Origin of the sequence: Pseudonocardia xinjiangensis (genome assembly GCF_050948425.1) — a bacterium.
Lineage (GTDB): Bacteria > Actinomycetota > Actinomycetes > Mycobacteriales > Pseudonocardiaceae > Pseudonocardia > Pseudonocardia xinjiangensis.
The window spans coordinates 765,893-789,077 of record NZ_CP192009.1; the positions used below are offsets into that span (position 1 = coordinate 765,893).

A 23,185-nucleotide genomic window follows, 5' to 3' on the forward strand; every position below is an offset into this window, starting at 1 on the left:
TCAGTGTGCCTGGGCGGTTCCGGGCGGTTCGTTCCCGGTCAGGGGGTGTCGGGGGCGAGCTCGGCCAGCAGGAGGGCCTCGCCGAGCACCCCCTTGCCGAACATCGCCAGGTCCAGGCTCTCGTCGATGCCGTGCCAGCGGCTGGCCGGGTCGCCGACGCCGGTGACCAGCACGGTGGCGCCGGGGAAGGTGCGCGCGAACTCCGCGATGAACGGGATCGAGCCGCCGACTCCGGTCTCGACGACCTCGTTGCCGTACGCCGCCGCGAAGGCGCTGCGGGCGGCGTCGTAGGCGGTGCCGGTGGTGCTCAGCGAGTACGGCTCCGCGATGCCCGCCTCCGGCGTGATGGTGACCTGCGCGCCCCACGGCACGTTGGCCTGGAGGTGCTCGGTCAGCGCCGCCTGTGCCTTGAGGGCGTCGTCCCCCGGGGCGAGCCGCATGCTCACGAAGGCACGGGCGCGGGGGAGCAGCACGTTCGACGCGTCGTCGACGCGCGGCGCGTCGAGGCCGAGCACGGCGACCGCGGGCTTGTGCCAGAGCCGCTCCGGGATGCTGCCGGTGCCGAGGAGCTCGACGCCGTCGAGCAGCCCGGCGTCCGAGCGGAAGGTGGCCTCGTCGAGGTCGGGCGCCTCGGAGCTGCCGCGCGCGAGCCCGGGGACGGCCACGTCGCCGTTCTCGTCGTGCAGGGCGGCGAGCGCGTGGCAGAGCGCGGTGAGGGCGTCGCCGACGGGCCCGCCGTACATGCCGGAGTGCCCCGGCCGCTCGAGCATGGCGACCTCGACGATGACGCCCACGAGGCCGCGCAGGCTCGTGGTGACCGCGGGGACGTCGACGGACGGGTTGGCGGAGTCGGCGATCACGATCACGTCGCTGGTGAGCAGGTCGTGGTGCTCGCGCAGCAGCGCGGCGAGCGTGGGGGAGCCGGACTCCTCCTCGCCCTCGATGAACAACGTGACCCCGACCGGCGGCCTGCCGTCGTAGGCGCGGAGCACCGCGAGGTGGGTCATCACGCCGGCCTTGTCGTCGGCCGCGCCCCGGCCGTAGAGCCGGCCGTTCCGCTCGGTCGGCTCGAACGGCGGGCTCGTCCAGTGCTCGTCGCCGCCGGTGGGCTGGACGTCGTGGTGGGCGTAGAGCAACACGGTGGGCGCGCCGTCGGGGGCGGGCCAGTGCGCGACGACGGCGGGAGCGCCACCGTCGGCCGCGATGATCGTGACGTCGGCAGCGCCTGCGCCCCGCGCGAGCTCGGCGACGGCCTCGGCGCTGCGGCGGGTGTCGTCGGCATGGGCCGGGTCGGCCCAGATGCTCGGGATGCTGACCAGGCGCTCCAGGTCGGCGCGGGCGCCGGGGAGGGCTGCGGTCACGGCGGCGGTGACGGGCGTGGCGGGGAGGGCTACAGGCTGCTCGGGCACGGAGCCCGATGCTAGTTGCGGCGGATGGACCCGGCGAGGTCGACATCGGCGTGGTTCACGGGCGAAAACCACCACTCCCACGTCGATCTCGACGGCTCGCGACGGCCGTCGGCGTCAGCGGCCGGGGTGCTGCCGCAGCTCGCCCTTCAGCACCTTGCCCGTGGCGGTACGCGGCAGCGGCTCGGTTCGCCAGACCACCTGCGACGGCACCGCGAACGGGGGGAGCCGCGCTGCGCTGTGGGCGAGCAGGGCGGCGGTGTCCGCATCGGCGCCGGGCGCGGCGCGCACCACGGCCGTGACCTCCTCCCCGAGCGTCGGGTGCGCCACCCCCACCACGGCGGCCTCGGCGACGGCCGGGTGCTCGTGCAGCACGTCCTCCACCTCCACGCAGTAGACGTTCTCGCCGCCCCGCACGATCACGTCCTTCAGGCGGTCGACCACATGCACCCAGCCGTCCCGGCGGAAGCCCAGGTCACCGGTGCGGAACCAGCCGTCGACGAAGGCCGCCGCCGTCGCCTCCGGGTTGTTCCAGTACCCGCGCACGATGTTCGGTCCGCGGAACCACAGCTCGCCGATCTCACCGTCGGGCCGTTCGGCGCCCGATGCGGGATCGGCGATCCGCAGGTCCGTGCCCGGGGCGGGACGCCCGACGCTGTCGGGGTGTGCGGCGTAGTCGGGCCCGGTGTTGGCGCACACCGCCGACGTGGTCTCGGTGAGGCCGTAGCCGTTGGCGGCCGTCACGCGACCGCGCAGTTCGGTGGCGATCCGGGTGACGAGCACGGGCGGGATCGGGGCACCGCCCATGCCGATGCGGGTGAGCGAGGCCATGTCCTCGGGGTGGGCGATGGCCAGCTCGGCGACGTCCCGCATCACCGTGGGCACCCCGGCGGCCGTGGTGAGCCGCTCGCGGCGGACGAGCTCGCGGGCCTCCTCGACGTCCCAGCGGTACAGGGTGGCCAGCTTCGCGCCGGTGAGCACCGCGCCGTAGAGCGAGTTCAGGCCGGCGACGTGGAACAGCGGGTAGGCCAGCAGCGTGCCCGGCCGGCCCGCGTCCGGTCCGGGAGCGGGTGGCGGCCCGCCGTGGGCGAGCCACGCCGACGCGCGGGCCTGCAGCAGGACGTTCAGCGCGTTGGTGCAGTGGTTGCGGTGGCTGGCGACGGCGCCCTTCGACCGGCCGGTGGTCCCCGACGTGTAGAGGATCGTGGCGTCGTCGTCCGGGTGCGGTGCGACGTCGGGCAGCGCGGCTTCCGGGTCCAGCCCCGCCACCACGGTGGCCCACTCCTGCACGCCGGCGGGCGCCTCTCCTTCCCCGCGAACCCGGACGACCGGCGGCCGCTGCGCCTGCTCCATGGCCCGGACCCGCTGCCCGTCGGCGACGAGCAGGCGGGCGCCCGAGTCCCGCAGCGCCCACGCCAGCTGCGCGCCGGTCCACCAGGCGTTGAGCGGCACGACGACCAGGCCCGAGACCAGCGCCGCCCAGAACACCGGGCTCCACTCGGGGTAGTTGCGCATCGCGATGGCGACCCGGTCGCCGCGGGTCAGGCCGTGCTCGTCGCGCATCCACGCGGCGAGACCGGCGACGAGCCGCAGGTGCTCGGCGTAGCTGCGCCGCTCGTCCCGGTAGACGGAGAAGGTCGCGTCGCCGAACGCCGCGGAACCGGCGAGCAGGTCGCGCAGCGTGGCGGGCCCGCGCCGGTAGACGCGCATCGGGATGCCCCGCACCACCTCGTCGACCAGCTCGAACTCCGCGCCCGGCGCGGTCAGGGCGGCGACCACCGGACCCAGCCCGACGTCGTCGGCGTGCTCGGTCATGCCGTGAACTGCAGGGGCAGGCCCGGCCGGTCCCACTCCGCCGCGTACAGCACACCGCGGCCGGACGACGTCACGTACGCCGTGCGCAGGTCGGGGCCGCCGAAGCAGATGTTCGTGACCCAGATGTCGTGCTCCGGCGGCCGCACCACGTCGAGCAGCTCGCCGTCGGGGGAGACGACGCTGATCGCGCCCGTGTAGAGCGTGGCCACGCAGACGTTGCCCGCCGCGTCGACGGCGAGCGAGTCGAGCGTCTGGTAGCCGGGGAAGCCGTGCAGCAACGTGACGCCGTGCAGCGCCAGAGGCGGGTCCGGGTCGCGCCGCACCCGGCCGGGGCCCTCGATCTCCCAGTACCAGAGGCGTCCGGTGGAGGTCTCCGCCACGTACACGCGCGAACCGTCCGGGGACAGGCCGACGCCGTTCGCGGTGACCAGCGGGTGGACGACCTCGACGATCGACGACCCGTCCGCCGTCGCGTAGTAGAGGCCACCGTGGTCGATGTCGCGGGACCGGACCTTGCCCAGGTCGGTGAACCAGAAGCCGCCGTCGGCATCGAACACGATGTCGTTGGGACCGCGCAGCGGGTGCCCGTCGACCTCGGTGTAGAGATCGGTGACCTCGCCGTCGAGGGTCACCCGCTGGATGCGGCCGCCGATGTAGTCCGGTGGCTGGTGGCCGGGGGCGGTCAGCCCGCGCCGGGTACCCCACGTGAAGCCGCCGTTGTTGCAGACGTAGATCGCGCCGTCGGGGCCGACCGCCGCCCCGTTGGGACCACCCCCGCACTCGGCCACCACGGAGGTGGTGCCGTCAGGGGCGACCCGCGTCAACGTCCCGCGCTGGATCTCCACGACGAGCACGGAGCCGTCCGACAACGCGACCGGCCCCTCCGGGAACCGAAGGCCGCTGGTGATCTCCCGAAACCCGCCCGCCATCTGTGCGCCCCCTCTTCCGGGCACCGGCGCCCGGGCGAGATCCACCCTGCCACCTCCCGCTCGGCAGGTCCCGGATCAGCGTGATGGTCATGACCACATGGTCCTGGTTGCGGAGTTCGCCGTACGCTCCCGACCATGTCCCGGTTCCTGGCGATGTTGTTGGAGTCCGCCACCAGTTCCACGAAGGGGATGACCACCGGGGAGCCCGCAGGCGCTGTCCGGCGCGGCTGGCTCGAGGTGCACGCCTCCGCGCGACGCATTGCGGCCGCCTTGCAGCACGGCACCCCTGACGTGGCCGGGCTGCAGCGCGGCGCAGCCGTGGGCATCCTCGCGGGCGAGCCCGCGTCGATCGCGCCCGTCGCCCAGGCCGTCTGGTTCACCGGCGGCAGCGTCACGATGCTCCACCAGCCGACTGCGCGCACCGACCTGGCGGCGTGGGCCGAGGACACCGTGTCCGTCCTCCGCATGATCGACGCGAAGCTCGTGCTGCTCGGGGCCCCGTTCGACGCGCTCGCGCCGGTGCTCACCGAGCGCGGCATCGCGTTCCGCACCATCGACTCCCTCCACGCGGACGGTGAGGGCGTCGTCGCCGACGCCGCGGTGGCCGACGAGGACGACACCGCGCTGCTGCAGCTCACCAGCGGATCCACGGCAGAGCCCAAGGCGGTGCGGATCACGCACCGCAACCTGCACGCCAACATCGCCGGGATGGTCGTGGCCTCCGCGCTCGACGTCGAGCGGGACGTGATGGTGTCCTGGCTCCCGCTGTTCCACGACATGGGCATGGTCGGGTTCCTGACGGTGCCGATGACCACCGGGCTCGAGCTGGTCAGCGTCACCCCCAGCGACTTCCTCAGCCGCCCGCTGCTGTGGGCCGAGCTGATCTCGAAGTACGGCGGCACCGTCACGGCGGCGCCGAACTTCGCCTACGCCGTGCTGGGCAGGCAGCTCGTGCGCGCCGACGACGGGTCGCTGGACCTCTCGTCGCTGCGCATCGCCATGAACGGCGCCGAGCCGATCGACCCGGACGCCGTGGAGGCGTTCACGGCGGCGGGGGCCCGCTTCGGCCTGCGGCCGGAGTCGGTGGTCGCGGCCTACGGGATGGCGGAGACGGCGCTGGGGGTGTCCTTCGCGCCGGTCGGGACGGGCCTGGAGGTCGACCGGATCGACGCCGAGCAGCTCGAGTCGCACCGGCGCGCGGTGCCGGCTGTCGACGGGCCGTTCCGCCGGTTCCCGAAGCTGGGTCCGCCCCTGCCCGGCATCGAGGTCCGCGTGGTCGGTGACGACGGTGCGGTACTGGGCGAGCGGGAGGTCGGCGTCCTGCAGCTTCGCGGCGAGTCGGTGACCCCGGGCTACCTCACGGTCGACGGGCCGGTCTCCACCCTGGACGCCGACGGCTGGCTCGACACCGGCGACGAGGGGTACGTCGTCGACGGAGCCGTGGTGGTCTGCGGCCGTCGCAAGGACGTGATCATCATGGGGGGTCGCAACATCTACCCCACCGACATCGAGCGGGCCGCTGCCCAGGCCGCCGACGTGCGGGCCGGCAACGCGGTGGCCGTCCGGATGCTCAGCGGGACAGAGGGAGCCCGGCACCGCGAGTCGTTCTTCGTGGCCGTCGAGTCGCGCAAGGCGGGGGACCCGGAGGCCGAGCAGGTGATCCGCAAGGACGTCACCCGGCGCGTGGTCTCCGAGGTGGGGGTGCGCCCCGCCGAGGTCGTGGTGTTCGGTCCCGGCATCCTGCCCAAGACCCCGTCGGGCAAGCTGCGCCGGGCCGCCACGGGTGAGCTGCTGCGGGCCCGCGTCTGACGCGGCGGGGATCAGCCGGAGAGGGCGTGGAACTTGTTCTGCGCCGCCTCGAGGCCGTCGGCGAGCAGGGCCTCGGCGGCGTCGGCGGCGAGGTCGACGGCGAACTCCAGCTCCTTCTTCTCCGAGCCGGAGAAGCGCTTCAGCACGAAGTCGGCCGGGTCCTGCCGGCCAGGGGGACGGCCGATCCCGAACCGGACGCGCAGGTAGTCCTTCGTCCCGACGGCGGAGCTGATGGAGCGCAGCCCGTTGTGGCCGCCCTCGCCCCCGCCCCGCTTCAACCGGACGACGCCGAAGCCGAGGTCGAGGTCGTCGTGGACGACGACGAGATCCTCGACCGGCACCGAGAAGTACTTCGCGAGCCCGGCGACCGGGCCGCCGGAGACGTTCATGTACGTGCGCGGCTTGGCGAGCACGACCCGCCGGCCGGCGAGCCGGCCCTCGAGCACGTCGGCGTTGGTCCGGTGCCGGGAGAAGCGGCCTCCGCCGGCCCGCGCCGCGAGGAGCTCGACGACGCGGAAGCCGACGTTGTGCCGGGTCTCGGCGTAGTCCGGACCCGGGTTGCCGAGCCCGACCACCAGAGCGGGGCCCGGCGCCACGGTCAGCTCTCGGAAGGAGCGGCCGGGGTCTCCGGGGCGTCCTCGACGACGCCGGCACCCTCGGTGTCGATCTCGGCCTCCATCTGGGCCTCGGTCGGGGAGGCGACGATGTTGACCACGAGGATCTCGGGCTCGGCGCGCAGCGTGGTGCCCTCGGGCAGCGGCACGTCCGCGGCCTGGATCTGGGTGCCGACCGCGAGGCCCTCGACGGACACCTCGATCTGCTCCGGGATGTTCGAGACGTCGGCCTCGACCTCGATGGCGTTGAGCTCCTGCGTGACGAGGGTGCCCGGGGCGGCGTCGCCGACGACGACGATCTGGACCTCGACCGCCACCTTCTCGCCGCGGCTGATCACCAGCAGGTCGACGTGCTCGATGTAGGGCCGGATCGGGTGCGACACCACGGTCTTGGTCAGGGCGAGCTGCGGGGTGCCGCCGATGTTGAGCGTGAGGACAGCGTTACGCCCCTGCTCGCGGACGACCCGCTTGAACTCCAGCTCGGGGAGCGAGAGATGCTGCGGTTCGGTGCCGTGCCCATAGAGCACAGCGGGGATCTTGCCGGCGCGACGGGTGCGGCGGGCGGCGCCCTTGCCGAACTCCGTGCGGGTCTCGGCGTCGATACGGGCCTCGGCCACGGTACTTCTCCTCGATCAAAGCGTGCTGCGACATGGACGCGCGCGACGAGGCAGGCCGGCCGGGCCGGGGCTGCGTCGATCACGGCGGGCTAGAGACAACACCCGCCCTCGCCGCGGAACTGCCGTAGACGATACGCGACGCGTACCGGCGCCTGCGCCAGACCCTCGCCCTTCCGGGGGTCACCCGCCGGAGTGCTCCGTGCCCGCAGGTGTCCTACGCGTTGCCGTCGAAGAGGCTGGTGACCGAACCGTCGTCGAACACCTCGTGAATGGCGCGGGCCAGCAGCGGTGCGATGGAGAGCACCGACATCGACGGGAAGCGCTTCTCGTCCGGGATCGGGAGCGTGTCGGTGAAGATCACCTCGCGGGCCCCGCAGGTGGCGAGGCGCTCGGGCGCCGGCCCCGAGAGCACCCCGTGGGTGGCCGCGACGACGACGTCGGAGGCACCTTCCTTGAGGAGCACCTCGACGGTCTTGGCGACCGTGCCACCGGTGTCGATCATGTCGTCGATCACGACGCAGAGGCGGCCGTCCACCTCACCGACGACGCGGTTGGCGACGGCCTCGTTCGGCTTGCGCGGGTCGCGCGTCTTGTGGATGAACGCCAGCGGCGTGCCACCCAGGATCTCGGCCCAGCGCTCGGCCAGGCGGACCCGGCCGGAGTCGGGGGAGACGACGGCGAGCTCGTGGTCGGCGTAGGTGCGCTTGATGTGCTCGGCCAGCACCGGGAGCGCGAAGAGGTGGTCGACGGGCCCGTCGAAGAAGCCCTGGATCTGGGCGGTGTGCAGGTCGACGGTCATGATCCGGTCGGCGCCCGCGACCTTGAACATGTCGGCGACGAGACGGGCCGAGATCGGCTCCCGGCCGCGGTGCTTCTTGTCCTGGCGCGCGTAGCCCCAGAACGGCATGACGACGGTAATCCGTTTGGCCGAGGCCCGTTTGAGGGCGTCGACCATGATCAGCTGTTCCATGATCTGGTCGTTGATCGGCGCCGAGTGTGACTGCAGCACGAACGCGTCGCAGCCCCGTACCGACTCCTCGAACCGGACGAAGATCTCCCCGTTGGCGAACGAGTACGCCGACTGCGGGGTGATCGTCACGTCCAGGTGCTTGGCGACCTGCTCGGCCAGCTCGGGATGAGCTCTCCCCGAGAAGAGCATGAGGTTCTTCTTGGGGGTTGCCGACATCGCGCTCACCGTGGTGTGCCTCCATGACCGTCGTTCGCCGGGTCGTTCGCTCGTGCGGCGGCCTCGGCAGCGGGGGTGTCGGGTCGTTTCTTCTCGACCCATCCCTCGATCGTGCGCTGTGCTCCCGCCGACACCGCGAGCGCCCCCGGTGGGACGTCCTCGCGGACGACGGTGCCGGCGCCCGTGTAGGCACCGTCACCGATCTGCACCGGGGCGACGAAGGTGTTGTCCGAGCCGGTCTTGACGTGCGAGCCGACGACGCTGCGCTGCTTGCGCACGCCGTCGTAGTTGACGAACACCGAGGACGCGCCGATGTTGCTGTACTCGCCGATCGTGGCGTCCCCGACGTAGCTGAGGTGCGGCACCTTGCTGCCCGCCCCGATGTCGGCGTTCTTGACCTCGACGAACGTGCCGATCTTGCCGCGCTCACCGAGCCGGGCTCCCGGACGCAGGTAGGCGAACGGCCCGACCGACGCGCCCGCCCCGATGCTGGCGCCGGTGCCGTGCACCCGGATGACGCTGGCGCCTTCGCCGATCTCGCAGTCGGTGAGCGTGGTGTCGGGGCCGACCTCTGCTCCGCCCGCGACGGAGGTGGCGCCGTGCAGCTGGGTGCCCGGGTGCAGCACGACGTCGGGCGCCAGCCGGACCTGGACGTCGGTCCAGGTGGTGTTCGGGTCGACGACGGTGACGCCGCTGCGCATCCAGCGCTCGAGCAGCCGCCGGTTCAGCTCGGCGCGGATGGCGGCGAGCTGGACCTGGTCGTTGACGCCGCGCACCTGCCACCCGTCGGCGCACCGGACGGCGCGCACGTCGACATCGTCGTCGTGGGCGATCTTGACGAGGTCGGTGAGGTACAGCTCACCCTGGCTGTTGGTGGTGCGCAGCCTGCTGATCGCGGCCATGAGGTACTGGGCGTCGAACGCGTACACCCCGGAGTTGACCTCGGTGACGGCCCGCTGTTCCGGCGAGGCGTCGGCCTCCTCGACGATCCGGGTGACGGTGCCGTCCGACTCGCGCAGCACGCGGCCGTACCCGGTGGGGTCGGTGAGCTCGGTGGTGAGCAGCGTGAGCGCGGCCCCGGAGCGGGCGTGGGCGCCGAGCAGCGCGCCGAGGGTCTCCGGTTCGAGCAGGGGGACGTCGCCGTAGGTGACGAGGACGGGGCCGGTGATCGTGGCGGGCACGACGTCCAGCGCGCACCGGACGGCGTGCCCGGTGCCGAGCCGCTGCTCCTGCACGGCCGCGAGCACCGGCCTGGCCAGCTCGTCACCGAGTGCGGCGACGGCGTCACCGACCTGGCGGCGGCCGTGGCCGACGACCACGACGAGGTGCTCGGGCCGCAGTGCGGCCACCGCGTGCACGGCGTGGCCGAGGAGGCTGCGGCCGGCGATCGCGTGCAGCACCTTCGGCAGTGCCGAGCGCATCCGGGTGCCCTCGCCCGCGGCCAGCACGATCGCGGCGGCCGGCCGCACGGGTGCGGCGTCACCGGCGTATCCGGGCTCGTGACTGTCGACCATGGAGCCCACTCCCTGGTTCTACTGCTCGTGGTCAGCTCGGCGAGCGGACGGCGAGGCCGTACCGGCGCGTAGGAACGCTCCGATGTCGGCGTCGGGGACCCGGAAATCCTACGGGGTCCGCAGGTACCGCGCCGTAAGTCCCACTGGGCCGACCCCGTCACCTGCACCGATGCCGTCCGTCCCCGTGCGGACCCGCCGCCGTGGCCGGCACCGGATCTTCGATCCGCGTAACGGCGTCCCGATGTTCGACGACTTCCTGGCGAAGCAACCCCGGAGGTGGTGACTCCCCGATCGCGGACAGACCGTTCGCCGTCGATCCGCCACCGGTCGTCTCAGAGAACGCTCCCAGGTGAACGGTTTTCCTGTCTCAGGGGTTGTGCCAGACGGAAGATCACAACCCCGCTCTCCGGAGGCTCAGATGCCCACTCGCACCGCCCGCACGGCCTGGAACGGCACCCTGGAACAGGGAGCCGGCCAGGTCGAGCTCACGAGCAGCGGTGTCGGCACGTACGACGTCAGCTTCCCGAAGCGGACGGCGGACGAGGCGGGCGGCACCACCAGCCCGGAAGAGCTCATCGCGGCAGCGCACTCGTCCTGCTACGCGATGCAGCTGTCCGCGCTCATCGCCCAGGCGGGCGGCACTCCGCAGTCGCTGGACGTCACCGCCGCCGTGACCCTCGGACCGGACCCCAAGGGCGGGTTCGCGATCACGGGCATCACACTCACCGTCCGCGGCGAGGTCGAAGGCCTCGACGCGGAGGGGTTCGAGAAGGCCGCTCAGGCGGCCAAGGAAGGTTGCCCGGTCAGTAAGGCGCTGGCCGGCACGACGATCACTCTGGACGCCGGTCTGGAGTGATCGGGGATCCCGCGAACCCGCGGGATCCGAGGGGGAACGACGAACAGGGGAAAGCATGAGGTGCACGGGGAACGGGCGTCCGCCCGAGCCGCCGCCGCAGCCGCCGAACGGGCGCTAGCGGAGGCTCGCGAAGCGAGCATCCGCGGCTGAGCGGAGCTTGCGGAGCGAACAACGGAGTTCAGCGGAGCTTGCCGACCGAACACCAGTAACTGATCGACGACCCGGGGCGGTCCTGCTGAGGCGGGGCCGCCCCGGAGTCGTGTCCGGCCGCCGCCCGGCTCAGCGGTCGAAGGGGTGGAGCACCGGTTTGAGGTCGAGGACCGGAGTGCCGTCGAGTGCCTCGAGGTCGTGCACCTCGATGGTCGAGCCGGTGATCGCGCTGATCGTCACGCGGTGCAATCCGATGGGGTTCGGCCGATCGGCGGAGCGGGTGCTGAACACCCCTCGCTCGGGGTTGCTCCGGTCGTCGCGGGGATGGACGGCGAGCACGTCGCGCCGCGCGCGGTCGAGCCACGTCACCACGATGATCTCGGCACCGACCTGCAGGTCGCGCATCCCGTCGGCCACGGCGCCGTCGAGGACCAGCCGGGCGACGGGCGAGCCCTCGCTGCCCTGCTTCGGGGCGGCATCGCGATCGTCGAGGGGCGACTCGACGCGGCCGATCGGGCGCAGGACGTACCGGTCCTCGCTCACGAGATCCTCCCGGGAACAGCATCTGCGCCGGTCGGTAGGGTACCGGGCCTCCCGGCTCCGGTTCGTCCTGTTTCCCGCGGACGTGACGCCCGGATTTCATCGATGTGACGAAAACCGCTCCGGTGTCAGGTCGCCGCCCTGGTCGTCCCGGCTCCGGGCGGGTCCCGCCGGGCGGCCACCGCAGGCGCGGCGCGTCCGGCCGATGCCGGTATGGATCTCCATGGGGGCCTTGACCTGCTGCTCCGCCGCCAGGATTCGAACCTGGACCATCGGAACCAAAATCCGAGGTGCTGCCGTTACACCACGGCGGACAGACCTTCATCCTGTCACGCAGCGGGAACGGGGTTGCGCCGGACCGTGGCCGGGTACGCGGGGGAGGGCGTGGCGAACCGGGCGATTCGCCTGTTGTTCCCGTTGCGGGGGCTGTGTGGTCGGTCCCGATCACCTAGCCTCCGGGACGGGATGTGGTCCGCGGTCCGTCGCGCGGGTCGGTCCGGCCGTCACCCCCTGAACCCCCAGCCGCGAGGAGCCCCATGACCGCCACCGTCGAGGATGCCGACGCCGGTCGGCCGATATCGGACCCCAACCCGGTGATCTCCGGCCGGCGCACCGCGTTCCAGCACTCGATGATCTACGTGTTCGTCGCGATGCCGATGGTCGCGCTCGCGGCGGCCGTCCCCCTGGCCTGGGGCTGGGGCGTGGACTGGCACGATCTCGTCCTCCTCGGCGTGTTCTACGTCCCCGCGGTGCTGGGCGTCACGGTGGGCTTCCACCGCCACTTCACGCACAAGTCGTTCAAGGCCAAGCCGTGGCTGCGGGTCGCGCTGGCGATCACCGGTTCGCTGGCCGTGCAGGGCAACGTCCTGAACTGGGTGGCCGACCACCGCCGCCACCACGCCTTCTCCGACCGCGAGGGCGACCCGCACTCCCCGTGGCTGTTCGGCACGTCGCCCGCGGCCGTGGCCAAGGGCTTCCTGCACGCCCACATGACCTGGTTCTTCGACCGCAACGAGACCAACCACCGGCGGTTCATCCCCGACCTGCTCGCCGACCGGGCGATCGTCAGGGTCAGCCGCACGTTCGGGATCTGGGTGGCGGTGAGCCTGCTGCTGCCCGCCGTGCTCGGAGGGCTCATCTCGTGGTCGTGGGTCGGGGTGCTCACCGGGTTCTTCTGGGGCGGCCTGGTGCGCCTCGCGCTCTCCAACCACGTCACCTGGTCGATCAACTCGATCTGCCACATGATCGGCAAGCGCCCGTTCCGCTCGCGGGACAGGTCGCGCAACTTCTGGCCGCTCGCGGTGCTGTCCATGGGCGAGTCGTGGCACAACCTGCACCACGCCGACCCGACGTGCGCGCGGCACGGCGTCCTGCCCGGCCAGATCGACATCTCCGCCCGGCTGATCTGGATCTTCGAGAAGCTCGGCTGGGCGTACGACGTGCGCTGGCCCACCCCGAAGCGGCTCGCCCGGCTCAGCAGCCAGGAGACGGCGACTTCCTGACCACCCCTCCGGAAGGGGCCCGTTCCGGGGGTGGCGGCGCCTGCGCTGGCCCACGCGGGTGACCCACCCCCGGGGGAGGGCAGGGCTGTCGTGGAACACTGACCCCCGTGCGCAGACTGGAGAACGGTCGCCGGCGCGACACGATCGGGGGGGCGCCGCAGTGCTGACCGAGAACGCGGTCCAGGCGGGTGACGCGCCCCCGGCAGCCCCGCTGATCACCTGCCGGCTCTGCGGATCCGCGGAGCTCAGGAGCTTCCTCGACCTCGGCGCCACCCCGCCGTGCGAGCTGTTCCTCACGGCCGATGCGGCGGAGGGTCCCGAGGTCACCTACCCGCTGCACGTGCGGGTGTGCAACCAGTGCCTGCTCGCGCAGCTACCTCCGCTGATCACGCCGGAGGAGACCTTCACCGAGTACGCCTACTTCTCGTCGTTCTCCAGCTCCTGGGTGCAGCACGCGAAGCGCTTCGTCGACGACTCCGTCGAGCGGCTGGGTCTCGGGCCCGACTCGTTCGTCGTCGAGGTGGCGAGCAACGACGGCTACCTGCTCCAGCACGTGGTCGAGCGGGGCATCCGCTGCCTGGGCGTCGAGCCCTCGGTCAACGTGGGGGAGGCGGCCCGCGAGAAGGGGGTGCCGACCCTCACGGCGTTCCTCACCCCGGAGACCGGCGCGGCCGTGCGCGCCGAGCACGGTGGGGCCGACCTCGTCTGCCTGAACAACGTCTACGCCCACATCCCCGACGTCGTCGGGTTCACCCAGGGGCTGCGGGCGATGGTGGCCGACGACGGCTGGGTCTCGATCGAGGTGCAGCACCTGCTGACACTGGTGGAGCGCACCCAGTTCGACACGATCTACCACGAGCACTTCCAGTACTACACGCTGCTCACCGGGCAGCGCGCGCTCGCGTCGGGCGGCCTGACCCTCGTCGATGTCGAGCTGCTCGACACCCACGGCGGCTCGATCCGGATGTGGGCCCGGCCCAGCGAGATCGCCGGTGAGCCGTCCGAGCGGGTGCGTGCCGTGCTCGCCGCCGAGGAGGCCGCGGGGCTGCACACACCCGAGGGCCACGACGGCTTCGCCGTAGCGGTGTCGCGGGTGCGTGACGACCTCGTCGCGTTCCTCATCGAGGCACGCCGGGCCGGCAAGACGGTGGTCGGCTACGGGGCCCCCGGCAAGGGCAACACGCTGCTGAACTACTGCGGCATCCGCCCCGACCTGCTGGCGTACACGGTGGATCGCAACCCGTACAAGCACGGGCGGTTCACGCCCGGCACGCGGATTCCGGTGCTCCCGCCGGAACAGATCGCGAAGGACCGGCCGGACTACGTCCTGATCCTGCCGTGGAACCTGCGCGACGAGCTCATCGAGCAGCTGTCCTACGTCCGCGAGTGGGGCGGGCGGCTGGTCTTCCCGATTCCGGCGCTCGAGGTGGTCGCGTGAAGGTCGTGCTGTTCTGCGGTGGTTACGGGATGCGGATGCGGGACGGGGTCTCGGATCTGCCGAAGCCGATGCATCCGGTGGGGCCGCGGCCGCTGATCTGGCACGTGATGCGGTACTACGCGCACTTCGGGCACAAGGATTTCGTGTTGTGTCTGGGGTACGGGGCGCATCACATCAAGGACTTCTTCCTGAACTACTCCGAGACCGCGTCCAACGACTTCGTGCTCCGCGGGGGGAGTGTGGAGCTGCTGGGTTCGGACATTCAGGACTGGACGATCACGTTCGTGCACACGGGGTTGGACTCGCCGATCGGGGAGCGGTTGCGGCGGGTGCGGGCGTTGGTGGAGGGCGAGGAGATGTTCCTGGCCAACTATGCCGATGTGCTGACCGACCTGCCGTTGGACGACATGGTGGGCAAGTTCGCGGCCTCGGATGCGGTGGGGGCGTTGCTGGCGGTGCCGCCGCAGTCGGCGTTCCACTGTGTGGATGTGGCGGCTGATGATCGGATCTCGTCGATCACGACGTTGCAGCAGCTGCCGTTGTGGGAGAACGGGGGGTACTTCGTGTTGCGGCCGGAGATCTTCGACTACATCCCGGAGAACGGGGATCTGATCGAGGACGGGTGTGCGGTGCTGGCGAAGGAGGGCCGGATGATGGCGTTCCGGCATCGGGGGTTCTGGCAGCCGGCCGACACGGTCAAGGAGCGCACCGCCCTGGAGGCCGCCTACCAGAGCGGCACCCGCCCGTGGATGCTCTGGGAGGGCCCGGCCGCTGACCGCGACCCCTTGCAGGCAGCCATCGCGGCGATGAACGACGCCAACATCGAGCGATGAGATCGTGCTGAGCCTGCTGCCGGAACGCATCGACCGGATCCTGCTGCTCGGCGCCCATTGCGATGACATCGCGATCGGCGCAGGCGGGTCCCTCATCGAGCTCTGTCGCGCGCATCCCGGAGTGAGCGTCTCCGCGCTGGTGCTCACCGGCGGCGGCTCGCTGCGGGAGGAGGAGGAACGCGCCGCGCTGGCCGCCTTCTGCCCGGGTGCCCAGCTGGAGGTCGCCGTCCTCGACCTGCCCGACGGGCGCGTCCCCACGCGGTGGGAGCGCGCCAAGCTCGCCGTCGAGGAGCTGCGCACCCTCGGTGAGCCGGACATCATCTTCGCGCCGTCGCCGCACGACGCCCACCAGGACCACCGGACGCTCGCGAAGCTCGTGCCCACGGTCTTCCGCGACAACCTCACGCTGGGCTACGAGATCCTCAAGTGGGAGAGCGACCTCGCGCAGCCCACCGTGTACCTGCCGCTGGCCGAGCCGGTGCTGCGCGAGAAGGTCGCCAAGCTGCACGAGCACTACGGGTCGCAGCGCGACCGCAGCTGGTTCGACGCCGAGACGTTCGGCGGCCTGGCCCGCATCCGCGGTGTGCAGTGCCATGCGCGGTACGCCGAGGCGTTCCACACGTCGAAGCTCGTGCTCGGAGTCGCTCCCCTCACCGGGCTCGACCCGGTGGACTAGGTCCCACCCCGCCAGACGAACCACTCGAAGGGATCCCCGTGCGAGTTCTGCTGACCGGTCACCAGGGCTACCTGGGCACCGTGATGGCCCCGATCCTCACCGCGGCAGGCCACGAGGTGACCGGGCTCGACAGCGGCCTGTTCGCCGACTGCGTGCTCGGCTCGCTCGACACCCCGGACGTGCCCGGCCTCAGCACCGACCTGCGGGACGTCACCGTCGACCAGCTGCAGGGCTTCGACGCCGTCGTCCACATGGCGGCTCTCTCCAACGACCCCCTGGGTTCGCTCGCCCCCGAGATCACCTACGACATCAACCACCACGCGTCCACCCGCCTCGCGCGGCTGGCCAAGGAGGCGGGCGTCGCCCGCTTCGCCTACGCCTCCACCTGCTCCGTGTACGGCGCGCAGTCCGGCGACAACCTCGTCGACGAGGACGCGCCGCTCAAGCCCGTCACCCCGTACGCGATCTCCAAGGTGCGCGTCGAGGACGACCTGGCCGAGCTCGCCGACAGCGACTTCGTGCCGTTCTCGCTGCGCAACGCCACCGCGTTCGGGTTCTCGCCGCGGCTGCGTGCCGACATCGTGCTCAACAACCTCGTCGGCCGGGCCATCCTCACCGGCAAGGTCACCGTGCTCTCCGACGGCACGCCGTGGCGTCCGCTGGCACACGCCGAGGACATCGCCGGCGCCGTCGTGGCCGGGCTCGCGGCGCCCGCCGACGTCGTCCGGGCGCGGGCGTTCAACGTGGGTACCGAGAAGAACAACCGCACCGTCGCCGAGATCGCCCAGGCCGTGGTGGAGGCCGTGCCGGGAGCCGAGCTGGAGATCACCGGCGAGGCCGGCAACGACCCGCGCTCCTACCGCGTGGACTTCTCCCGGGCGCGCAAGGAGCTCGAGTTCGAGGCTGCGTGGAGCATCCCGGACGGCGCGGAGCAGCTCGCGAAGGAGTACCGCGCCCGCGGCCTCACGCAGGACGCGTTCGACAACGAGTTCACGCGCCTGGCAGTCCTGAACCGCCGCCAGAAGGCAGGGGAACTGGACGAAAGCATGCGGGTACAGGCCTGACGAGGTGACTGTGGAGCCGTAGTGCTGCTGGAGACCCCTCCGTAGCAGCATTCTGGCTCCGAAATGCGGCGGCCTGGGGCAGGATTGGGGGTATGTGTCGGAATATTCGGACTCTGCACAACTTCGAGCCGCCTGCCACGCGGGATGAGGTGCACGGCGCGGCTCTCCAGTACGTGCGCAAGATCAGTGGCAGCGCCACGCCCTCGCAGGCCAACGCGGAGGCGTTCGCCAGGGCCGTCGAGGCGGTCACCGCTGCCACGCACCGGCTGCTCGACGAACTGGTGACCGCGGCGCCGCCGAAGAACCGTGAGGTGGAGGCGGCGAAGGCCCGTGAGCGGGCCGCCGCGCGCTACGCCACCGGCTGAGGCCCGCGCACCGGGCCACCAGCGCTGCGCGACCGGTGGGGGTCGGCGGCCGCCACCGCGCGCTCGCCCCAGGGCGGCAGCGCGCGGCGGCGGGTGGTGCTACTGCGCGGCCGCCAGGGCGTCGGCGAACTCGTCGGCCTTGAGGGGGGCGAGGTCGGAGACGCGGAGGAAGTCGCCGAGGGTGGTGCCGGTGGCACCGCTGTCGACGTTGCGGGGGCCGCGGCCGGCGCGGACGTCGTCGATGTTGATGGTGCGCAGGTCGTAGGAGAAGCGGGTGACGCCCGAGAGGTTGGGCGCCGACGCGTGGAGGTGGTTCGAGGAGAACATCATCACGTCCCCGGCGCCACCGGCGATGCGGATCTCGCCGCGGGAGTCGATCTCCTCGAGCGGGAGCGGGTGGGGGCGGTCGTCGGTGGTGGTCTTCTCGGCGGCGGCGTGCCGGTGCTTGGCCACCCACTCGTCGTAGTCGTACTGGTTGGACCCGTTCTTGACGGGCTTGTCGAAGAAGTCGGTGTACATGCTCATGACGTTGTCACCGACGACGGGGAAAACTGGCACCCAGTAGTTGACCAGTTGCTGCGGGTGGCCGTACCACATGTCGCGGTGCGCCTTGTAGTTGTAGCTGACGCCGGCGGTGAGGTAGTTCTCGGCGGGAATCACGCGCAGCCGGGGGATATCGAAATAGGTGCGGTCGGGGTCGACCCCGAAGTCGACGGCGAACTGCTGGCACAGTTCTTTGGTGCGCTGTCCGTTGGTGAACTCGGACTTGAGCGGGCCGACCCGGGTGATGAACTCGTCGACACCCATCTCGAACTGGGCACGCTCGGGGTCGAGGTCGCCGAAGGTCTCGGCGATGAGGTTCTCCGCGTGCTTCACCAATGCAGCCGCGCCGGGCAGGCCGGTGTAGAGGTAGAAATCGCCGGAGAACAGCGATTCACGTCGGCGGTCGTCGGCGATCTGTCGGTTCAGGTAGAGCGTGATCACGCAATTCCTCACTTCTCCGGTCGATTGCCCTGCAACTTCGCGTATGGAGGTTACCGCACCAGCCGGACGACCAGCCCTACGAGGGAACATAGTAGGTCACAGCACTAACAATGGTAGTAGTTGCCGACCGGAAACGGTCAGACGGGATCTATCCGGAGCACGCGGTCGTCCGAGCCGTTGGACGTGGACACCAGCAGCGCGCCGTCCGGGGCGAGGCGCACGGCGCGGAGCCGCCCGTACGCGCCGTCGAGCGGGGGCGGGACCGTCACCTCGGTCACCGACCCGTCCGCCCCCACCCGCATGAGCAGGAGCTTCTCCCCGCGCAGCGCGCCCACCGCGAGTGCGCCGTCGAGATCACCCCACTGCGGCCCGGAGAGGAACGCCGCGCCGGACACCGCTTCCACGGGGCTGCCGGAGCTCCAGGCGGCGGGCACCGTGTCGGGGAAGCGCTTGAGGTCGGTCATCGGTACCGACTCGTCGTACCCGCCGACGGTGCCGCCCTGGGAGGGGTCCCAGCCGTAGTTGGCGCCCGGCCGCAGGAGGTTGACCTCGTCGTCGGTGGTGGGGCCGTGCTCGGCGGAGTACGCCCAGCCGGTGCTCGGCGAGACGGCCACGCCCTGGACGTTGCGGTGCCCGTAGCTCAGGACGAGCCGCTGCGCGGGGTTGCCGGCGTCGGCGAACGGGTTGCCCGGAGCCGGCCCGCCGGTGGCGAGGTCGATGCGGAGCACCTTGCCACCCAGCGACGTGAGGTCCTGGGGGATGGTGCCGCGCGCGGTGTCGCCGGTGCCCACGAGCAGCGCGCCGTCCGCGCCGACCGTCGGCCGGCAGCCCGAGTGACGGCCGGACTGATTGATCGGCATGCCCCCGACCAGCGGGTCCGCCACCCGCGACGCCGAGGTGCCGTCGGTGGAGAGCTGCCAGGTGACCAGCCGGACGTCGGTCGGCGTGCTGCCCTGCATGTGGGTCTGGCACGTGGTGAACCGGCGGGTCTGGGCGAAGTCGGGGTGCACGACCATGCCCATCATGCCGCCCTCGCCGCGGACGAACACGTCGGAGACGTCGGCGGTCACCCGCGTGACCGTGGCTCCGGGCCGGGCGCTCGACAGCAGCGCGATCCGGCCGTCGCGCTGGGTGACCAGCACGCGGCCGTCGGGGAGGACCCCCACGTCCCACACGTGCGACAGGCCCCCCGCGACCTCACTCACCTGCAACTGCGGGGTGCCGGTGCGGGCGGGGCCGACCGGGGCGGCCGCCGGTGGGCTCGGGGCGCCGCCCTCCACGGAGCCGGCCTCCGGTGCCGTGCATCCGGCCAGCCCGAGCATCGCGGCCGCGGTGGCGGCAACGGCGTATCGGATGGTCGTGGTCCGCCCGGTCGGTCGTGCCGTGCACCCCAGCATGAGCGGCATCCTGCCGCCGTCCGGGTGAGAGTGGCGTGTGCAACGCCCAAAGACGCAGGAAGACTCACTATTCGGACGATCTACGGGGTCCCTGCGCCGTCGGTGATCGCTACGGTCTCGACCATGCCCCGCAGTTACCTCCGCTTTCCGCACCTGCATGCCGACACCCTCGTGTTCGTGGCCGAGAACGACGTCTGGACCGCGCCGGTGTCCGGGGGGAGGGCCTACCGGCTCACGGCGGACGACGTACCGGTCGCCACACCTCGCCTCTCCCCGGACGGCACGCGGGTCGCGTGGACGTCGTGGCGCGACGGCGCTCCCGAGGTGTTCGTCAGCGACGTCGACGGCGGGGGTGGGCGCCGGCTGACCTACTGGGCCGACCCGCGGGCCCAGACGATCGGGTGGACGCCCGCGGGCGAGGTGCTCGCGGTGAGCACGGTGGGGCAGGCGTCGCCGCGCCGCGGGTGGGCCTACGCGATCCCGGCGACGGGCGGCACGCCGCGCAGGCTGGACCTCGGACCGGTCTCCGACGTCGCGCTGGCCGCGGACGACAGCCCGGCGGTGGTCGTCACCAGCGTCATGTCGCGGGAGGCGGCCTGGTGGAAGCGGTACCGGGGCGGCACGGCGGGCAAGCTCTGGTGGGACCCGACCGGGTCCGGCGAGTTCGTGCGGCTCGCCGGTGACCTCGACGGCCAGCTCGCGTCGCCGATGCTCGTCGGCACCGGCGACGGCCTGCGCATCGGCTTCATCTCCGACCACGAGGGCTGGGGCAACATCTACTCGCTCGGGGCCGACGGCACCGGGCTGCGGCGCCACACCGACCACGGTGGTCCCGACGCGCCCGCCTTCTACGTCCGGCACGCGAGCACCGACGGTGAGCGGGTGGTGTACGAGTCGGCGGGCGAGCTGTGGATCCTCGACTCGCTCGACGGTTCCGCCACCCCCCGGCGGCTCGACGTCCGGCTCGGCGGCCCGCGCACGGCCCGCGACCCGTTCCGCGTGCGCACGGCCGACGAGCTGGCCTGGGCCGCGCCCGACCGCACCGGGCGCACGAGCATCGCGCTGGTGCGCGGCACCGTCCACCGGCTCACCCACCGCGACGGGCCGGCGCGCACGCTGCTCGCCCAGCCGGGCGCCCGGGCCCGGCTGGCCCGCCCGCTGGGCGAGGACCGGGTGGTCTGGGTGGACGACGTCGAGGGGGAGGACGCGGTCTGCGTGGCCCCGCTGGACGAGCGGGCCGACGGCGCGCAGCCGCTGCGCCGCCACGGCGTGGGGGAGGTGGGCCGCGTGCTGGAACTGGCCGCCGCCCCCGACGGGTCGAAGGTGGCCCTGTCCGCGCACGACGGCCGGCTGCTGGTGCTCGAGCTCGCCGGGGACCGCGCCGGGGAGCTCCGCGAGCTGGCGCGGGGCGCCGACGGTGAGATCAGCGACCTCTGCTGGTCGCCCGACAGCGCGTGGCTGGCCTACTGCGACCCCGTGGAGTCCGGCCTCACGCGGATCATGATGGCCCGGCTCGCGGACGACACGCTGGTGGCCGTCACCGAGCCGCGCTTCGCCGACACCGACCCCACGTTCACCTCGGACGGAAAGTACTTGGCCTTCCTGTCCCGCCGCACCTTCGACCCGATCTACGACGAGCACTCCTTCGACCTCACCTTCGCGGCGTCGTGGCGACCGTTCGTGGTGCCCCTGGCCGCCCGCACGCCATCGCCGTTCGGGGCGAGCCCGGACGGGCGCCCCGTCTCGCCGAAGGAGGAGGGCCCCGAGGACCCGCCCGCCCCGGCCGACACGGACCCGTCCGCCGAGCCGGCCGCCGACGGCGAGGGCGTCACGGCGAAGCCGGAGAAGAAGACGGACGACGCCCCGCCGGAGGTGGTGGTCGATGTCGACGGCCTCGCGGCCCGCGTGGTGCCGGTGCCGGTCGTCGCGGCCCGCTACAGCGGGATGCAGGCCGGGAAGGACTGCCTGCTGTGGTACCGCAGCCCGGTCTCCGGGGTGCTGGGCGACACCCGCGCCGGCACCGCCGAGAAGGCCGAGCGGCCGGTGCTGGAGCGCTACGACCTGGTGCGCCGCAAGCTCGACGTGATCGCCGATCCCGTCACCTGGGCGGCCGTGAGCGGGGACGGGTCGCGGCTCGTCGTGCGGGACGGGGCGTCGCTGCGGGTGCTGCGCACCGACCGGCCCGGCTCCGCGGCGCCCGGTGAGGGCGACGGCGACGAGTTCGAGATCGACACGCGGCGCATCGTCGTCACGGTGGACCCCGCCGCCGAGTGGCGCCAGATGTTCGACGAGGCCGGCAGGCTGATGCGCGACCACTTCTGGAGCCCCGACATGGCGGGCGTGGACTGGGACGCGGAGATCGCCCGGTACCGCCCGCTCGTCGACGCCGTGGGCAGCCACGACGACCTCGTCGACCTGATGTGGGAGCTGCAGGGAGAGCTCGGCACGTCGCACGCGTACGTGGTGGGCCGTGGCGGCGGCGACCACACCGGCCAGCCGGGGCTGCTCGGCGCCGATCTCGAGCCGGCCGACGACGGGTGGCGGGTGGTGCGCGTGCTGCCCCCGGAGACGTCGGCGCCCGCCGCGCGGAGCCCGCTGTCGGGTCCGGGTGTGGACGTGCGGGCGGGTGACGTGATCCTCGAGGTCGGTGGCAAGCAGGTCGACCCCGAGTACGGGCCGGCGCCGCTGCTCGTCTCCCGGGCCGACGAGCTCGTGGAGCTCACCGTGCGTTCCGGGCCCGACCGCGAGGACGCGGGCGAGGTGCGCCGGGTCGTGGTGCGACCGCTGCGGTCCGAGGCCTCCCTGCGCTACCAGGACTGGGTGGCGGGCAGGCGGGCGTTCGTGGCCGACCGGTCCGACGGCAGGCTCGGCTACCTGCACGTGCCCGACATGATGGCGCCGGGCTGGGCGCAGCTGCACCGGGACCTGAGCCGGGAGACCAGCCGCGAGGGGCTGATCCTCGACGTCCGCGGCAACAGCGGCGGCCACACGTCCCAGCTGGTGGTGGAGAAGCTCGCACGCAAGGTGATCGCGTGGGACATGCCGCGGCACCGCCAGCCCACGACCTACCCCGAGGACGCCCCCCGCGGCCCCGTCGTGGCGCTGGCCGACGAGTTCTCCGGCTCCGACGGTGACATCGTCACCGCGGCGATCAAGCGCCTCGGCATCGGCCCGGTGGTCGGGGTGCGCACCTGGGGCGGGGTGATCGGCATCGACAGCCGCTACGCCCTCGTCGACGGCACCCGCGTGACGCAGCCGCGCTACGCGTTCTGGTTCGACGACACGCAGTGGGGGGTCGAGAACTACGGGGTCGACCCCGACGTCGAGGTGGTGATCGCGCCCCAGGACTGGGTGGCGGGGCGCGACCCCCAGCTGGAGCGGGCCGTCGACATGGCGCTGGAGGCGCTGGCCGAACGGCCCGCCGTGCGGCCGCCCGACGTCGCCACCCGGCCGAGCCGTCGCCGCCCGGAGCTCCCGCCCCGCCCCTGAC

At 72.4% G+C, this 23,185-nt stretch carries 19 protein-coding genes and 1 tRNA gene; 9 read left to right on the plus strand and 11 right to left on the minus strand.

Going from position 1 to position 23,185, the window contains the following annotated elements:
• Positions 1–38 precede the first annotated feature (38 nt).
• The 3 genes from ACQPZA_RS03785 to ACQPZA_RS03795 form a co-directional block, all read right to left on the minus strand.
• Positions 39–1,409 carry a dipeptidase gene (locus ACQPZA_RS03785; RefSeq protein WP_433278405.1) on the minus strand — a complete coding sequence of 457 codons (1,371 nt, stop codon included), beginning with the start codon at positions 1,407–1,409 and terminating at the stop codon, positions 39–41.
• Between the two features lie 114 nt (positions 1,410–1,523).
• Positions 1,524–3,221, minus strand: a complete 1,698-nt coding sequence (locus tag ACQPZA_RS03790; protein WP_433278407.1) for a class I adenylate-forming enzyme family protein — start codon at positions 3,219–3,221, stop codon at positions 1,524–1,526.
• Positions 3,218–4,195, minus strand: a complete 978-nt coding sequence (locus ACQPZA_RS03795; protein WP_433278409.1) for an SMP-30/gluconolactonase/LRE family protein — start codon at positions 4,193–4,195, stop codon at positions 3,218–3,220. Before ACQPZA_RS03795 ends, ACQPZA_RS03790 begins: the two co-directional genes overlap by 4 nt.
• Positions 4,196–4,285: 90 nt before the next feature.
• Between ACQPZA_RS03795 and ACQPZA_RS03800 the strand changes: the two genes are divergently transcribed.
• Positions 4,286–5,959, plus strand: a complete 1,674-nt coding sequence (locus tag ACQPZA_RS03800; protein ID WP_433278412.1) for a fatty acyl-AMP ligase — start codon at positions 4,286–4,288, stop codon at positions 5,957–5,959.
• An 11-nt stretch (positions 5,960–5,970) separates the two neighbouring features.
• Here ACQPZA_RS03800 and pth read toward each other — a convergent pair whose 3' ends face one another.
• The 4 genes from pth to glmU all read right to left on the minus strand — a co-directional run bounded on the left by pth (position 5,971) and on the right by glmU (position 9,890).
• The gene (gene pth, locus ACQPZA_RS03805) at positions 5,971–6,561 is read right to left on the minus strand and encodes an aminoacyl-tRNA hydrolase (protein WP_169399332.1); all 591 of its coding nucleotides are present in this window, start codon (positions 6,559–6,561) and stop codon (positions 5,971–5,973) included.
• Positions 6,558–7,190, minus strand: a complete 633-nt coding sequence (locus ACQPZA_RS03810; protein ID WP_433278414.1) for a 50S ribosomal protein L25/general stress protein Ctc — start codon at positions 7,188–7,190, stop codon at positions 6,558–6,560. The genes pth and ACQPZA_RS03810 overlap by 4 nt, the downstream gene beginning before the upstream one ends.
• A 214-nt stretch (positions 7,191–7,404) precedes the next feature.
• Positions 7,405–8,376, minus strand: coding sequence for a ribose-phosphate diphosphokinase (locus tag ACQPZA_RS03815; RefSeq protein ID WP_211175040.1), 972 nt, complete (start codon positions 8,374–8,376; stop codon positions 7,405–7,407).
• A gap of 5 nt (positions 8,377–8,381) precedes the next feature.
• Positions 8,382–9,890 carry a bifunctional UDP-N-acetylglucosamine diphosphorylase/glucosamine-1-phosphate N-acetyltransferase GlmU gene (glmU, locus tag ACQPZA_RS03820; protein WP_433278416.1) on the minus strand — a complete coding sequence of 503 codons (1,509 nt, stop codon included), beginning with the start codon at positions 9,888–9,890 and terminating at the stop codon, positions 8,382–8,384.
• Positions 9,891–10,308: 418 nt separating this feature from the next.
• On the opposite strand from glmU, the gene ACQPZA_RS03825 reads away from it, so the two are divergent.
• On the plus strand, positions 10,309–10,746 hold the full coding sequence (locus ACQPZA_RS03825; protein ID WP_169399320.1) for an OsmC family protein: 438 nt from the start codon (positions 10,309–10,311) through the stop codon (positions 10,744–10,746).
• Positions 10,747–11,025: 279 nt separating this feature from the next.
• On the opposite strand, the gene tsaA is transcribed toward ACQPZA_RS03825, so the two are convergent.
• Both tsaA and ACQPZA_RS03835 read right to left on the minus strand, forming a co-directional pair.
• Positions 11,026–11,439: a tRNA (N6-threonylcarbamoyladenosine(37)-N6)-methyltransferase TrmO gene (tsaA, locus tag ACQPZA_RS03830; RefSeq protein ID WP_433278418.1), complete on the minus strand. Its 414-nt coding sequence runs from the start codon at positions 11,437–11,439 to the stop codon at positions 11,026–11,028.
• A 240-nt stretch (positions 11,440–11,679) separates the two neighbouring features.
• Positions 11,680–11,750, minus strand: a tRNA-Gln gene (locus ACQPZA_RS03835).
• A 222-nt stretch (positions 11,751–11,972) separates the two neighbouring features.
• Here ACQPZA_RS03835 and ACQPZA_RS03840 point away from each other — a divergent pair.
• The 6 genes from ACQPZA_RS03840 to ACQPZA_RS03865 all read left to right on the plus strand — a co-directional run bounded on the left by ACQPZA_RS03840 (position 11,973) and on the right by ACQPZA_RS03865 (position 17,314).
• Positions 11,973–12,938, plus strand: coding sequence for an acyl-CoA desaturase (locus ACQPZA_RS03840; protein WP_433278420.1), 966 nt, complete (start codon positions 11,973–11,975; stop codon positions 12,936–12,938).
• Between the two features lie 211 nt (positions 12,939–13,149).
• Positions 13,150–14,376, plus strand: coding sequence for a methyltransferase domain-containing protein (locus ACQPZA_RS03845; RefSeq protein ID WP_433282668.1), 1,227 nt, complete (start codon positions 13,150–13,152; stop codon positions 14,374–14,376).
• Positions 14,373–15,209 (plus strand): glucose-1-phosphate cytidylyltransferase, encoded by an 837-nt coding sequence (locus tag ACQPZA_RS03850; protein WP_433278422.1) that lies wholly within the window; start codon positions 14,373–14,375, stop codon positions 15,207–15,209. Before ACQPZA_RS03845 ends, ACQPZA_RS03850 begins: the two co-directional genes overlap by 4 nt.
• A gap of 4 nt (positions 15,210–15,213) precedes the next feature.
• Positions 15,214–15,885 carry a PIG-L deacetylase family protein gene (locus ACQPZA_RS03855; RefSeq protein ID WP_169400468.1) on the plus strand — a complete coding sequence of 224 codons (672 nt, stop codon included), beginning with the start codon at positions 15,214–15,216 and terminating at the stop codon, positions 15,883–15,885.
• A 38-nt stretch (positions 15,886–15,923) separates the two neighbouring features.
• Positions 15,924–16,949, plus strand: coding sequence for an NAD-dependent epimerase/dehydratase family protein (locus tag ACQPZA_RS03860; RefSeq protein WP_433278424.1), 1,026 nt, complete (start codon positions 15,924–15,926; stop codon positions 16,947–16,949).
• A gap of 92 nt (positions 16,950–17,041) precedes the next feature.
• Complete coding sequence (locus ACQPZA_RS03865) at positions 17,042–17,314, plus strand: DUF2277 domain-containing protein (protein WP_169400465.1); 273 nt, start codon at positions 17,042–17,044, stop codon at positions 17,312–17,314.
• A 99-nt stretch (positions 17,315–17,413) separates the two neighbouring features.
• Here the strand turns inward: ACQPZA_RS03865 and ACQPZA_RS03870 are convergent, their stop codons facing one another.
• A complete protein-coding gene (locus ACQPZA_RS03870; RefSeq protein WP_433278427.1) occupies positions 17,414–18,298 on the minus strand; it encodes a hypothetical protein in 885 nt (294 codons plus the stop codon).
• Positions 18,299–18,435: 137 nt separating this feature from the next.
• The gene (locus tag ACQPZA_RS03875) at positions 18,436–19,695 is read right to left on the minus strand and encodes a PQQ-dependent sugar dehydrogenase (protein WP_433278429.1); all 1,260 of its coding nucleotides are present in this window, start codon (positions 19,693–19,695) and stop codon (positions 18,436–18,438) included.
• 123 nt (positions 19,696–19,818) lie between these two features.
• Here ACQPZA_RS03875 and ACQPZA_RS03880 point away from each other — a divergent pair, with 123 nt between their 5' ends.
• Positions 19,819–23,184: a S41 family peptidase gene (locus tag ACQPZA_RS03880; protein ID WP_433278431.1), complete on the plus strand. Its 3,366-nt coding sequence runs from the start codon at positions 19,819–19,821 to the stop codon at positions 23,182–23,184.
• Position 23,185 lies beyond the last annotated feature (1 nt).

Coding starts and splice junctions, on each gene's coding strand:
- ACQPZA_RS03790 (WP_433278407.1), bottom strand. CDS start 3,221: ATGACCGAGCACGCCGACGACGTCGGGCTGGGTCCGGTGGTCGCCGCC.
- ACQPZA_RS03800 (WP_433278412.1), top strand. CDS start 4,286: ATGTCCCGGTTCCTGGCGATGTTGTTGGAGTCCGCCACCAGTTCCACG.
- ACQPZA_RS03815 (WP_211175040.1), bottom strand. CDS start 8,376: ATGTCGGCAACCCCCAAGAAGAACCTCATGCTCTTCTCGGGGAGAGCT.
- glmU (WP_433278416.1), bottom strand. CDS start 9,890: ATGGTCGACAGTCACGAGCCCGGATACGCCGGTGACGCCGCACCCGTG.
- ACQPZA_RS03825 (WP_169399320.1), top strand. CDS start 10,309: ATGCCCACTCGCACCGCCCGCACGGCCTGGAACGGCACCCTGGAACAG.
- ACQPZA_RS03840 (WP_433278420.1), top strand. CDS start 11,973: ATGACCGCCACCGTCGAGGATGCCGACGCCGGTCGGCCGATATCGGAC.
- ACQPZA_RS03865 (WP_169400465.1), top strand. CDS start 17,042: ATGTGTCGGAATATTCGGACTCTGCACAACTTCGAGCCGCCTGCCACG.
- ACQPZA_RS03875 (WP_433278429.1), bottom strand. CDS start 19,695: ATGCTGGGGTGCACGGCACGACCGACCGGGCGGACCACGACCATCCGA.
- ACQPZA_RS03880 (WP_433278431.1), top strand. CDS start 19,819: ATGCCCCGCAGTTACCTCCGCTTTCCGCACCTGCATGCCGACACCCTC.